At 69.4% G+C, this 13301-nt stretch carries 10 protein-coding genes, 1 tRNA gene and 1 pseudogene; 7 read left to right on the forward strand and 5 right to left on the reverse strand.

Annotated features, from left to right (window positions below):
- Positions 1-75 precede the first annotated feature (75 nt).
- The 4 genes from pepN to ABZ396_RS09520 all read left to right on the forward strand — a co-directional run bounded on the left by pepN (position 76) and on the right by ABZ396_RS09520 (position 5589).
- Positions 76-2559, forward strand: a complete 2484-nt coding sequence (gene pepN / locus ABZ396_RS09505; protein ID WP_358914322.1) for an aminopeptidase N — start codon at positions 76-78, stop codon at positions 2557-2559.
- A 24-nt stretch (positions 2560-2583) separates the two neighbouring features.
- Positions 2584-2718 (forward strand): hypothetical protein, encoded by a 135-nt coding sequence (locus tag ABZ396_RS09510; RefSeq protein WP_358914324.1) that lies wholly within the window; start codon positions 2584-2586, stop codon positions 2716-2718.
- Between the two features lie 94 nt (positions 2719-2812).
- Complete coding sequence (locus ABZ396_RS09515) at positions 2813-4171, forward strand: aminotransferase class V-fold PLP-dependent enzyme (RefSeq protein WP_358914326.1); 1359 nt, start codon at positions 2813-2815, stop codon at positions 4169-4171.
- A 5-nt stretch (positions 4172-4176) separates the two neighbouring features.
- Entirely contained in the window at positions 4177-5589 is a 1413-nt protein-coding gene (locus tag ABZ396_RS09520) for a SidA/IucD/PvdA family monooxygenase (RefSeq protein WP_358914773.1), read from the forward strand.
- Positions 5590-5630: 41 nt separating this feature from the next.
- Here ABZ396_RS09520 and ABZ396_RS09525 read toward each other — a convergent pair whose 3' ends face one another.
- Complete coding sequence (locus ABZ396_RS09525; protein ID WP_358914328.1) at positions 5631-7436, reverse strand: 5'-nucleotidase C-terminal domain-containing protein; 1806 nt, start codon at positions 7434-7436, stop codon at positions 5631-5633.
- Between the two features lie 150 nt (positions 7437-7586).
- Here ABZ396_RS09525 and ABZ396_RS09530 point away from each other — a divergent pair, with 150 nt between their 5' ends.
- Both ABZ396_RS09530 and pyk read left to right on the forward strand, forming a co-directional pair.
- Entirely contained in the window at positions 7587-8294 is a 708-nt protein-coding gene (locus tag ABZ396_RS09530) for an SIMPL domain-containing protein (RefSeq protein WP_358914330.1), read from the forward strand.
- Positions 8295-8481: 187 nt separating this feature from the next.
- Positions 8482-9918, forward strand: coding sequence for a pyruvate kinase (gene pyk, locus ABZ396_RS09535; RefSeq protein ID WP_358914331.1), 1437 nt, complete (start codon positions 8482-8484; stop codon positions 9916-9918).
- Positions 9919-9934: 16 nt separating this feature from the next.
- Here the strand turns inward: pyk and ABZ396_RS09540 are convergent.
- Both ABZ396_RS09540 and ABZ396_RS09545 read right to left on the reverse strand, forming a co-directional pair.
- Positions 9935-10683, reverse strand: a pseudogene (locus ABZ396_RS09540) (helix-turn-helix domain-containing protein).
- 105 nt (positions 10684-10788) lie between these two features.
- Positions 10789-10864, reverse strand: a tRNA-Leu gene (locus tag ABZ396_RS09545).
- Positions 10865-10963: 99 nt separating this feature from the next.
- Between ABZ396_RS09545 and ABZ396_RS09550 the strand changes: the two genes are divergently transcribed.
- Entirely contained in the window at positions 10964-11620 is a 657-nt protein-coding gene (locus tag ABZ396_RS09550) for a response regulator (RefSeq protein ID WP_358914333.1), read from the forward strand.
- Positions 11621-11693: 73 nt separating this feature from the next.
- On the opposite strand, the gene ABZ396_RS09555 is transcribed toward ABZ396_RS09550, so the two are convergent.
- On the reverse strand, positions 11694-12410 hold the full coding sequence (locus tag ABZ396_RS09555) for an ABC transporter ATP-binding protein (protein ID WP_358914334.1): 717 nt from the start codon (positions 12408-12410) through the stop codon (positions 11694-11696).
- A complete protein-coding gene (locus ABZ396_RS09560) occupies positions 12407-13300 on the reverse strand; it encodes an ABC transporter ATP-binding protein (protein ID WP_358914336.1) in 894 nt (297 codons plus the stop codon). Before ABZ396_RS09560 ends, ABZ396_RS09555 begins: the two co-directional genes overlap by 4 nt.
- Position 13301 lies beyond the last annotated feature (1 nt).

The raw sequence follows: 13301 nt of genomic DNA on the forward strand, positions 1-13301 counted from the left end.
TCCGCGGACCGGACATAAGGCGCGTACCACTCCCGCCCCTGTGCGTTGTCGGTGTCATCGGGCAGCATGGCCCGCATGTCCGTACTGACTCGCGACGAAGCGCAGAGCCGCGCCGAGCTCCTCGACGTCCACCGCTATACGATCGACCTCGACCTGACCACCGGGGACGAGACCTTCGACTCCCGAACCGTCATCAGGTTCACGGCCCGATCCGACGGCGACACCTTCGTCGAGATGAAGCCCGTCGAACTGCGCGCCGTCAGCCTGGACGGACAGCCCCTCGACCCCGGGGCACTGGAACAGGACCGGCTGCCCCTGAAGAACCTCACCGCTGGTGAGCACGAGCTGCGCGTCGATGCCACGATGCGCTACTCCCGCACCGGCGAGGGCATGCACCGCTTCACCGATCCCACGGACGACGAGACGTACGTCTACACGCAGCTGTTCCTGGACGATGTGCAGCGCGTCTTCGCCGCCTTCGACCAGCCCGACCTGAAGGCCGTCTTCGAGCTGTCCGTCACCGCTCCCGAAGGCTGGACCGTCATTGCCAACGGGGTCACCGAGCACCTCGGCGAGGGCCGCTGGCGGGCCGCCGCCACCCCGCTGATCTCCACCTACCTGGTCGCCGTCGCCGCCGGCCCCTGGCACTCGGTGCGCACCGAGCACCGTGGCCTGCCGTTCGGCATCCACTGCCGCCGCTCGCTCGCGCCACACCTCGACGCCGACGCCGAGGAGATCCTCGACATCACGCGCGCGTGCTACGACCGCTACCACGAGAAGTTCGACGAGCCCTACCCCTTCGACTCCTACGACCAGGCGTTCGTCCCCGAGTTCAACGCCGGGGCTATGGAGAACCCCGGCCTGGTCACCTTCCGCGACGAGTTCGTCTACCGCTCCGCCGTCACCGACACCCAGCGGCAGACCCGCGCGATGGTCATCGCCCACGAGATGGCCCACATGTGGTTCGGCGACCTCGTCACCCTGAAGTGGTGGGACGACATCTGGCTGAACGAGTCCTTCGCCGAGTACATGGGCTACCAGACCCTCACCGAGGCCACTCGCTTCACCGACACCTGGGTCGACTTCGGCGTGGCCCGCAAGGCCTGGGGCTACGACGCCGACCAGCGCCCCTCCACCCACCCGGTCGCCCCCGACGCCGTCGACGACACCGCCGCCGCCCTGCTCAACTTCGACGGCATCTCCTACGCCAAGGGCGCCTCCGCCCTGCGCCAGCTCGTCGCCTGGATGGGCGAGAAGGACTTCCTCGCCGGCATCAACATCCACTTCCGGCGGCACCGGTTCGGCAACGCCACTCTCGCCGACTTCATCGACTCCCTCGCCGCCGCCACCGAACGCGACGTCCACGCCTGGGCCGACACCTGGCTGCGCACCACCGGCGTCGACATCCTCACCCCGGTCCTGGCCACCGCCCCCGACGGCACCCGCACGCTGACCGTCGAGCGCACCGGCAGCCGCCCGCACCGCGTCAGCGTCGGCGTCTACGACCGGGACCTCGCCGACGAGGGCCGGCTCACCCTGCGCGAGCGCATCGACCTCGACATCCCGCAGACCGCCCCGCATGTCCTCGGCAAGCGCCCCGCGCTGCTCCTGCTCAACGACGGCGACCTGAGCTACGCCAAGGTCCGCTTCGACACCGAGTCCGCCAGGACCGTCCGCGCCTACCTGTCGGGCCTGCCCGACCCGCTCACCCGCGCGGTGGTGTGGAACGCCCTGCGGGACGCGGTCCGCGACGGCGAACTCCCGCCCGCCGCCTACCTGGAGACAGCCCGCGCCCATCTCCCGCGCGAGACCGACCTCGCCCTCGTCCAGGGTGTACTGGCCTTCACCTCCGTGCATGTCGTCGACCGGTACCTCAGGCCGGAGGACCGCCCGGCCGCCCTCGCCACCGTCTCCGCCCTCTGCCGTGACTTCATCCGGCGCACCGAGGACGGCGACAACCCCGGCCTGCGCCTGATCGCCGTACGGCACTTCATCCGCGCGGCCGCCCATCCCGACACCATCGCCGCCTGGCTCGCCGAGGGCACCGTGCCGGGCGGGCCCGAACTCGACCCCGAGCTGCGCTGGCGCATCCTGACCCGGCTCGCCGTCCTCGGCGCCACCGACGAGGCGCAGATCGCCGCCGAGCTGGCCCGCGACCCCAGCGCCAGCGGCCAGGAGGGCGCCGCCCGCTGCCGGGCCGCGCTGCCCGACCCCGAGGCCAAGCGCAGGGCCTGGGAGGCGATGTTCACCTGCGACGACCTGTCCAACTACCTGTTCACCGCCACCGCCCAGGGCTTCTGGCACCCCGAGCAGGCCGACCTGGTCCGGGAGTACGTGCCGCGCTACTACCGGGACGCGGCCGCCGTCGCCGCCCGGCGCGGCCCCGCCATCGCCACCGGCGCCGGCCGCGAGGCCTTCCCCGCCCACGCCGTCGACGCCGAGAACCTCGCCCTGGGCCGGGCCTGCCTGCGCGACGCCGACCCGGTCACGGCGCTGCGCCGCCGCCTGACCGACGAACTCGACGACCTGGAGAGGGCATTGCGGGTCCGCAAGGCGTAGGGCCGCCGACGTAGGACGACACGGGTGCGGCTGGTCCCTGACGATGGTGCGGGGCGGCCCGCCGCGGACAACGTCTTCCTGTACGTCCAGGGCGCCGGCGGCCGGATGCCCGAGTTCCTGGGCGCGGCCCGCACGGCAGTACCCACTTTCGGGTTCTGATCGTTGAACTTTGGGGACGCGCAGACCCAATCCCGTACAAGCTGGAACTCCCCCCGCGGACAACCCCTTTCGGCCGGCGCCCCGAGGAGATCCCATGAGCACGCCGCCCCTCGCGTCCGGACCCCAGGGCCCCGACGCCCTGCGTCCCCTGCTCGACACCGTGCTCGACGCGCTGCGCGAGGGCGGCCGGGCCCGCGGCGGACCGCTGCCCGCGGGCGGACCGGAGGCGGTGGCCGAGCGCGTCGCGGACGCCGTCGGGGACGTACTCCCCGACGACGGCGACCCCGACGCCCTGCGCACGTTGGTGACCGCCCTCGCGGAAGGCGCGGCCGACCCGGCCGACCCGCTGTGCGCGGCGCATCTGCACTGCCCGCCGCTCGCCGTCGCCACCGCCGCCGACCTCGCCGCGAGCGCCCTCAACCCGTCCCTGGACTCCTGGGACCAGGCCCCGGCCGCCTCCGCCCTGGAAGCCATGGTCACCCGCGCCCTCGCCCACGCCATCGGCCTCTCCGACGCCGTGGTCACCACCGGCGGCACCGAGTCCAACCAGCTCGCCCTGCTCCTCGCCCGCGAGGCCCTCGGCGCCGGTGTCCGCCTGATCTGCGGCGCCAACGCCCACCACTCGCTGCCTCGCGCCGCCTGGCTGCTCGGCCTGCCCGACCCCGTCGTGATCCCGGCGCCGAACGGCACCCTCGACCCGGCCGCCCTCCACGACGCCCTCACCCACCTGCCGAAACCGTTCCTCGTGGCCGCGACCGCCGGCACCACCGACGCCGGTCTCATCGACCCCCTCCCCGAGATCGTGGGCCTGTGCGCAGCACACGGCGCCCGGCTGCACATCGACGCCGCCTACGGAGGCGGCCTCGCCTTCAGCGACCGGCACCGGGACAAACTCGCCGGCCTGGAGCGCGCCCACACCGTCACCATCGACCTGCACAAACTCGGCTGGCAGCCAGTCGCCGCCGGCCTGCTCGCCATCGCCCGCCCGGCCGAGTTCCGCGTACTCCACCACCGCGCCGACTACCTCAACGCCGACGACGACACCGAAGCCGGCTACCCCGACCTGCTCGGCCGCTCCCTGCGCACCACCCGGCGACCCGACGTCCTCAAGATCGCGGTCACCCTCAGGACCTTGGGCCGCTCCGGACTCGGCGCACTGGTCGACCAGGTGTGCGCACGGGCGCGTGAGTTCGCGGCGCTGGTCCGGGAGCACCCCGCTTTCGAGCTCTACGACCGGCCGAACATCAGCACGGTGCTGTTCCGCCCCGCCGGAGCCACCGACGACGACGTCGCCGACGCACGGCGCAAGCTGCTGCACGACGGCCGGGCCGTCCTGGGCCGGGCCCGGCTCGACGGCCGGCTCTGGCTCAAAGCCACCCTCCTCAACCCCCACACCCGGCCGGACGAACTGGCCGCCCTCCTCAAACTCGTGGAAGGAACGACGCCCCAATGAGCTCGATGCCCACCCCACCGCACCACGAGCCGGAAGCACCCCGCGACCTGGTCGGCATCGGCGTCGGACCGTTCAACCTCTCCCTCGCCGCACTCGCCCACCCGCTCGCCGAACTGGACGCCGTCTTCTACGAACAGCGCCCCGGCTTCGACTGGCACCCCGGGCTGCTGATCGACGGCGCCACCATCCAGGTCCCCTTCCTCGCCGACCTCGTGACCCTCGCCGACCCCGCCAGCCCCTGGTCGTTCCTCAACTACCTCAAGTCCCGCGACCGGCTCTTCCCGTTCTACTTCGCCGAGCGCTTCCACATCCAGCGCGCCGAGTACGACGCGTACTGCCGCTGGGTCGCCGAGAGCCTGCCAGGGCTGCGGTTCTCGCATCAGGTGGACGCGGTCCGCTGGAACTCCGAACGGGACCTGTTCGAGGTCGACTTCACCCAGCTCGACGCCGAGGGGGAGGCCGAAGCCCTGGGCCGTACGTACGCGAAGAACGTCGTGCTCGGGGTCGGCACGGTGCCCCACGTGCCCGACCCGCTCAAGCCTCTGGTGGAAGCCCCGGGCGTGCCCGTCGTGCACGCGGCCGACTACCTCGACCACCGCGAGGCCTTCCTCGCCGCCGAGCATGTCACCGTCGTCGGGTCCGGACAGTCCGGCGCCGAGGTCTTCCTCGACCTGCTGCGCCACCGCCCGGCGGGCCGGGAGAAGCTGCACTGGATCGGACGCAGCGAGGCCTTCGCGCCCATGGAGTACTCCAAGCTCGGCCTGGAGCACTTCACCCCCGACTACACCCGCTACTTCCACGCCCTCACCGAGCCCGTCCGCGACGGACTGGTCGCCTCCCAGTGGCAGCTGCACAAGGGCATCGACGCCGACACCATCGCCGCCATCCACGACGAGCTCTACCGCCGCACCCTGCACGGCGGCTGGCCCGACGCCGTCCTCACGCCCGGAGTCCAGGTCCGTACAGCCGGACGCATCGCCACCACCAAGATCGAACTCCACCTGGAACACATCCAGCAGGGCAGCCGCTCCCGGCTCGCCACCGACGCCGTCGTGCTGGCCACCGGCTACCGTGAGCGCCCCCTCGGCGGGCTGCTCGCCGGACTCGACCCTTATCTGCGCCGGGACAGCAGTGAACGCCCGTGCGTGGACGACCGGTTCCGCCTCGTCCTCGACTCGTCGGTGACCGGATCGGCGTACGTACAGAACGCCGAGCTCCACACCCATGGCATCGGCTCCCCCGACCTGGGCCTCGCCGCATGGCGCAGCGCCACCATCCTCAACTCCCTCACCGGCAAGGACCCCTACCCGCTGCCCGCCCGCACGGCCTTCACCAGCTTCGGTCTGGAGCGGCCGGAAGAGAGGGTTCCGACGCAGAACGGGCAGCGGCCGAAGCAGCTCACGCCGCTCGCCGACTGAACGAAGGGCGCCGGTCCCGGGACCGGCGCCCTTCGAACCCGTCAGAACACCGGCGTGCCGTCGCGGGTCAGCCTCCAGTCCACCGACGCGAAGTCCTTCGGGTCCAGAACGCCCTTGGCGGTCACCCACTCCGCGATCCGGGTGCGGATCTCCGTCGACTCCGACCACACCTCCTTGGCCGAGGCCACATAGGGGAACGCGCCGCCGCCGTTGGCACGGTAGTTGTTCACCGCGAGCACGAACTGCTGAGCGTCGTCGAGGGCGGCGCCGTCGTAGGTCAGGTTCCTGATCCGGGACCCGGCCGCCTGCGCGATGTCGATCTCGTACCGGAGCCCCGAGACATAGTCGTAGTTGTAGTCGGGACGACTGCCGGCGTTGGTCAGATTCTCCACGTCGACGGTCGCGCCGGCGGCCGTCTGCACGAAGTACTCCGCCGAATACTCCAGGTAGGCGCGGACCTGAGCGCCCGTCATCAGCTTGGCGACCAGCGTGTTGTCGTAGACGTACAGACTCGACAGGTCCCGGATGGTGACATTGCCGGCCGGGATCTCGGACGTCCGCGAGAACGGCGAGGCCTGGGCGATCACCGGGAGTGAGGCGTACTCGGTGCCCGCCAGGGCGGCCTTCACCACGTCCTCCTGGACCTTGGTGATCAGGTCGATGATCGGGGCGTCCTGATAGCGGGCCTCGACCGTGGTGAGCGTCTCGGTCGCGGTACCGACGACCTGGTTGACGTAGGCGACGACCTTGGCGTGCTCGTCCTCCAGCAGCCGGGCGATCCTGGGGTCGTCGGCGACCGTGTTGGAGTTCAGCAGCGAGGCCCCGACCGACTCCACCTCCCACCTGCCCCTGCTGAACACCAGCTCGATGTCGAAGAGGGTGAGGCGCTCCGCATAGCACAGCGGCTCGGAGAGGACGACGGTCTTGCCGGTGGCCTCGTTCGTGACCTTCAGCTCCGGGATCTCCACATGCGCGTGGCCGACCAGGATGGCGTCGATTCCCGGCACCTGCCTGGCCACGTTCGCGGCCGAATTCTCCACGTACGGCACCTGGTCGCCGTAGGACGACGTGCCCGAGGCGCCGGAGTGAGCCGAGACCACCACCACGTCCGCGCCCATCGCCCGCAGCCTGGGCACCCACTTCGCGGCCTGCTCCTCAAGCCCCGGGAAGGCAAGCTTGCCCTGGACAAAGGCCTTGTCCCAGATCGCGATGCCCGGGTTCGTCAGGCCGAGCACGGCCACCTTCACCGGCGGGGCACCCGGGACGTGGAACTTCTTCATCAAGTACGGGGGAAAGGCGGGCCTGAGGGTCTTCGCGTCGACCGCGTTGGCACCGAGCAGCGGGAAACGCAGCTGATCCTCGAACTTGCGCAGGATCTCGATGCCGTAATTGAACTCGTGGTTGCCGAGCGCCGCCGCGTCGTACCCGATCGCGTTCATGGCCTGCGCCATCGGGTGCACCGGACCGCCCTTGGCGGTGATCGGGTCCACCTTGGCGTAGTAGTACGTCAACGGGGTGCCCTGAATGGTGTCGCCGGCGTCCAGCAGCAGGGTGTTGCAGCGGCCCCTCTCCTCGCGCACCCTGTTGACCAGGGTGGAGATCCGCGCGAGGCCCATCGCGTTGCCGGCCTTGTCGGAGTACTCCGCGTCCTTGAAGTAGTCCCAGTTGAAGACGTGCCCATGCAGGTCGGTGGTGCCCATGACGGTGAGGGAGTACCGCTTGGGCTGCTTGGCGGGCTTCGGGGAAGCCTGGGCGGCCTGCGCCGGAGCCGCCGCCGCTCCGGCGATCGCCACTCCCGCCCCGGTGGCGGCGGACTTCTTCAGGAACTTCCGGCGATTCAAGGGCATGTCTTGATCTCCTCGGGAAACGGTCAACGACGCGCGTAGATTCTGTCTTGGACAAGACCGACGGCAACAGGTCCAGGAGGTTGCGATCTGGTGACCCGGCCTGTGAACTCCGCGGCGCACAAACGCGGATGACATGACAGAGTGGCACGTATGACCGCACCCTCACCCGAGGAACGCCGGCCGGCCGGCACGCCCGATGCCCCCCTCCTCGTCGTGTGCGGCGAGGCCGACCTGGAGGTCGAACCCGAACTGGCCCGGATCAGCGTCACGGTGAGCGCCCGAGGCCGCGACCGCCGCTCCACCCTGGACGACCTCACCCGCCGCAACACCGCCGCCCTCGACCTGATCAAGTCGTACGGCGAGGCGGTGGCAAGCCTGTCGACCGGAACCCTCTCCATCGCCCCCGAACTCTCCGAACACGGCCGCGGCGAGCGCGTCCGCAACTACCACGGCCGGGTCCACCTCACCGCCGAGTTCACCGACTTCACCGTCCTCGGCGAACTCACCACCAGACTCGCCGACTTGGAGCTGACCCGCGTCGACGGCCCCTGGTGGTCGCTGCGCCCCGACTCACCCGTGCACGGCGAGGCCCGGCGGCGGGCGGTCACCGAGGCGGTACAGCGCGCCCGTGAGTACGCCGGCGCCCTCGGCACCTCCCTCGCCGCCCTGGTCGAACTCGCCGACACCGGTGTGGAGGGCCCTCGGCCGTACCGGGCGACTTTCGACCGCGGGGTCCGCCGGATGGCGGCCGCCGCCGAAACCACCGAGCCCGCCGAACCCCTCGACCTCGAACCCCCGCAACTGCGCGTAACCGCTCAGGTCAGCGCGCAATTCACGATGGCGCCGCCGGAGCTGTGACCCCGACGCGGATGTTCGGTATATCGAATAGATGAGCGTCGGCATTCCCGCGTACAACAAATGCGAGATGCTCATCGGAGCGGACTCCCGCACAATTCAACACTTGTCAATAGGCCTTCACGCAAAGGTTGTTGGGTCGTCATGTGCGACCAATTCCCTACCCGCCGGTAAGGCCTAGGCTCGAAACATGCGCCGAGCAAAGATCGTTTGTACTCTGGGGCCCGCCACCGACTCGTACGACCAGATCAAGGCCCTGGTCGACGCCGGAATGGACGTCGCCCGATTCAACCTCAGTCACGGCACCTACGCCGAGCACGAGGAGCGCTACCAGCGCGTCCGCAAGGCCTCCGACGAAACCGGCCGCAGCGTCGGCATCCTCGCCGACCTTCAAGGCCCGAAGATCCGGCTCGGCCGCTTCACCGAGGGACCAGTACTCCTCGAACGCGGTGACACCTTCGTCATCACCGTGGAAGAGGACGCCGAGGGCGACCGCGGCCAGTGCGGAACGACCTACGCCAGCCTGGCCGACGACGTCACCCCCGGTGAGCGCATCCTCGTCGACGACGGCAAGGTCTGCCTGGAGGTCACCCACGTCGACGGCCCCCGCGTGCACACCACGGTCGTCGAAGGCGGCATGATCTCCGACCACAAGGGCCTCAACCTCCCCGGCGTCGCCGTCTCCGTCCCCGCCCTGTCCGACAAGGACGAGGCCGACCTGCGATGGGCACTGCGCACCGGCTTCGACGTGCTCGCCCTGTCCTTCGTACGCAGCGGCAAGGACATCGAGGACGTCCACCGCATCATGGACGAGGAGGGCCGCCGCCTCCCCGTCATCGCCAAGGTGGAGAAGCCGCAGGCCGTCGAGAACATCGACGGCATCGTCGCCGCCTTCGACGGCATCATGGTCGCACGCGGCGACCTGGGCGTGGAGATGCCGCTCGAGCAGGTGCCGATCGTCCAGAAGCGCGCCGTCAAGCTGGCCAAACGCAACGCCAAGCCGGTCATCGTCGCCACCCAGATGCTCGACTCGATGATCGACAACTCCCGGCCCACCCGCGCCGAGGCCTCCGACGTCGCCAACGCGGTGATCGACGGCACGGACGCGGTGATGCTCTCCGGCGAGACCAGCGTCGGCAAATACCCCATCGAGACCGTCCGGACGATGGCGAAGATCGTCGAGGCGGCCGAGGAGGACATCCTCGCCAAGGGCCTGCCCCCGCTGACCGAGAGCAACAAACCCCGCACCCAGGGCGGCGCGGTGGCCCGGGCCGCCGCCGAGATGGGCGACTTCCTCGGCGCGAAGTTCCTGGTCGCGTTCACCCAGTCGGGAGACACGGTCCGACGGCTCTCCCGCTACCGCTCGCCGATCCCGCTCCTCGCCTTCACCCCGGAGCCGGCCACCCGCTCCCAGCTCAACCTGACCTGGGGCGTCGAGACCTTCCTCGGCCCGCACGTCGACTCGACGGACAAGATGGTCGACCAGGTGGACGAGCTGCTGCTGAAGTACGGCCGCTGCGAGCAGGGCGACATCGTGGTCATCACGGCGGGCTCCCCGCCCGGAGTCTCCGGCTCCACCAACATGGTCCGCGTCCACCACATCGGGGAGGACGACAGTCCCAAGTAATACCGGTGGGTCCCTGTCAGTGCTTGGGGCCGACGTGGTTGTCCATGAGGGCCACGTCGGCTCTTCTGGCGACGGAGATGTTGTACGGGTTGCCGTGCGTCCACGTGACGCCGAGCCTATCGAGGGTGCTGGTGTAGAGGCCCGGATGTCGTCGGACTTGTTGGTGAAGAAGTAACGCGGATACTCGTACCGCTTGCGCTCTCCGGCGACCACGCGGGTCGTCCAGTTCGTGATCCGGCAGCCGTCGGAGTGGATGAGGCCCCGGATGAACTCCCAGGGGTGGGCGTCGACGATCGCCTGCTGCCAGGGTTCGAGGACGATGGGCCGCTCGTGCTTCTTGCCGGGGCCGTGCTGGGGGAAGAGGCTGGGCCAGTGCGGGTTGTAGCCGACCACCGACACATAGCCTTGGGCCTGTACGCGGTAGGCATGGGCCGAGGGGTTGATCGCGCGCATGGCGGTCTCGCAGGCGTCAATCAGCCCCGGCCACGAGTTTGCGCAGGCGATACGCAGATAGTGGCCGTTCCCGCGGGGATGGGCGCTGATGCAGCCATCTCCGAGATAGAGGCCTAGCAGATAGGCGTAGGCGGCTTCGTTCTCCGGCGGTCCCCGTGGCGGCGGAACCGCCATGCGAGGCAGGGGTTCCAGCCGTACGGTCCAGGAGCGGATTGCGGCTCGCGAGATACCGGTCTCTTGGCTCACGGAATTCAGGCTGCGTCCCTGTGCGACCAGGGAAAGTGCTCGCTCGCGTGTGCTGACGTCGTACATGTGACCACTGTGAGAGAGAGGTCGCGGCGACATGCAGCAAAAAGCGGATGTTCACGAGAACGGGAACATCCGCTTATGGGAGCTACCTTCGAAGCGAAGGAAAAGTGCCCCGGGTGGGACTCGAACCCACACTGTGCGGGTTTTGAATCCGCTGCCTGCTGCCAAATTGGGCTACCGGGGCTAATGAATCGAAGGTTTACCTCGACCCGCAGTGACCCCACCTTACCGCAGCTAGGTAGGCTCTTGTCAGCAGTACCCCTGCCCTGAACGAGGAGCCACCGTGAGCGCCGCCGAGTCGCCCCAGCCCGTCGACGTGCCCGACGACGACAAGTCGCACGTGCCTCCGCTGACGACCCGTGTCGTCATCGCCGAGGACGAGGCCCTGATCCGGCTCGACCTGAAGGAGATGCTGGAGGAGGAGGGGTACAGCGTCGTCGGCGAGGCCGGTGATGGTGAGCAGGCGATCGAGCTCGCCCGCGAGCACCGCCCGGACCTGGTGATCCTGGACGTGAAGATGCCCAAGCTGGACGGTATCTCGGCGGCCGAGAAGATCGCCGAGGAGTCCATCGCCCCGGTCCTGATGCTCACCGCGTTCTCGCAGCGTGACCTGGTCGAGCGGGCGCGTGACGCGGGTGCGATGGCGTACCTGGTGAAGCCGTTCAGCAAGAGTGACGTGGTCCCGGCGATCGAGATGGCGGTGTCCCGCTTCAACGAGCTGAAGCAGTTGGAGAAGGAGGTCGCCGACCTCAGCCAGCGCCTGGAGACCCGCAAGCTGGTCGACCGTGCGAAGTCTGTCCTCCAGACCGAGTACGGCCTGACCGAGCCGGCCGCGTTCCGCTGGATCCAGAAGACGTCGATGGACCGCCGTATGTCGATGCAGCAGGTCGCGGAGGCGGTCATCGCGGACAGCGACGAGAAGAAGTCCAGCAAGGGCTGACGCAGCGCCCGCGTACGACGAGGCCCGCGCCCCGGAGAAGGGGGCGCGGGCCTCGTCGTATCGGATCTGGGTGTCAGTCCTCGCCCAGGTAGGCCTTGCGGACCGACTCGTCGTGCAGCAGGTCCTGTCCGGTCCCCGACAGGACGATGTTGCCGACCTCCATGACGTGCCCCTGGTCGGCCAGTGAGAGCGCGGCCTGTGCGTTCTGCTCGACCAGGAGAATCGTGGTGCCCTGTGACTTCAGTTCCGCGATCGTGGCCATGATCTTCTGCATCATGATCGGCGACAGCCCCATGGACGGCTCGTCCAGCATCAGCAGCTTGGGCTGGGACATCAGCGCCCGCCCCATCGCGAGCATCTGCTGCTCACCGCCGGAGAGGGTGCCGGCGGCTTGCTTTCTGCGCTCACCGAGGATGGGGAAGATGTCGTAGGCGCGCTGGATGTCCTTCTCGATGCCTGTCTTGTCCTTGCGGAGGAAGGCACCGAGTTGGAGGTTCTCGGTGATGGTCAGGCGCGGGAAGATGTGGCGGCCTTCGGGGGAGTGGGCGAGTCCGAGGGCGACGATCTTGTGCGCCGGGACACCGCTCAGCGGCTTGCCCTCGAAGACGATCCGGCCGGAGGCGGGCTTGAGCAGACCCGAGAGGGTGCGCAGGGTCGTCGTTTTGCCGGCGCCGTTGGTGCCGATGAGAGTGACGACCTGGCCGGCTTCCACGCTGAACGAGATGCCCTTGACGGCTTCGATCTTGCCGTAGGCGACTCTGAGGTCCTCGACCTCCAGTAGTGCGGTCACCGGGCCTCTCCCTTGGTGGTGTCGGTGGTGCTGTCCACCTGGGGTTTCGCGTCGGACGGTGCGGCGCTCGCCGCTGCCGCTTCGGCGGCCTCTACCTCGGCGGCCTCCGCCTCGCCGGGGTCGCCCTCGAAGGGCTCGCCCAGGTAGGCGGCGACGACGCGCTCGTCGGCCTGAACGACGTCGGACGTGCCTTCGACGAGCTTCTCGCCCTGGACGAGCACGGCCACGCGGTCGCACAGGTTGAAGATGAACCGCATGTCGTGCTCGATGACGAGGACGGCGATGCCCTTGTCCCGGATGGCGAAGACCAGTTCCTCGGTGGTCCGGGTCTCCTGCGGGTTCATGCCGGCCGTCGGTTCGTCGAGCAGCAGCAGGCCCGGTTCGCTGGCCAGTGCCCGGGCGATCTCCAGCTTGCGCTGCTCGCCGTAGGGCAGGTTGCGCGCGAGGTGGTCGCGCTTGGCGGCGAGGCCGACGAACTCCAGGAGCTCCATGGCCTTCGCTTCGGACTCCCGCTCGGCCTTGCGGAAACCGGGGCCGCGCAGCAGCGCGGACCACAGGCCCTCCTTGGTCCGAGTGTGGCGGCCCACGAGGACGTTCTCCAGGACGGTCATGTTGGCGAAGAGCCGGATGTTCTGGAAGGTACGGGCGATGCCTGCCTGCGTCACCAGGTGCGGCTTGGGCGGCAGCACCTTGCCCTGGTAGGCGACTGTGCCCTCGGTGGGGACGTACAGACCGGTGAGGCAGTTGAAGAAGGTGGTCTTGCCGGCGCCGTTCGGGCCGATGAGGCCGACGATCTCGCCGGTGTTGACCGTGAAGTCGACGGACCGGACGGCGGTCAGGCCGCCGAAGCGCATCGTGACGTCACGGGCTTCGAGTACAGGTGTCGTCATG

It is taken from the genome of Streptomyces sp. NPDC005866 (assembly GCF_040629895.1).
In the GTDB taxonomy this organism is placed as follows: Bacteria; Actinomycetota; Actinomycetes; order Streptomycetales; family Streptomycetaceae; genus Streptomyces.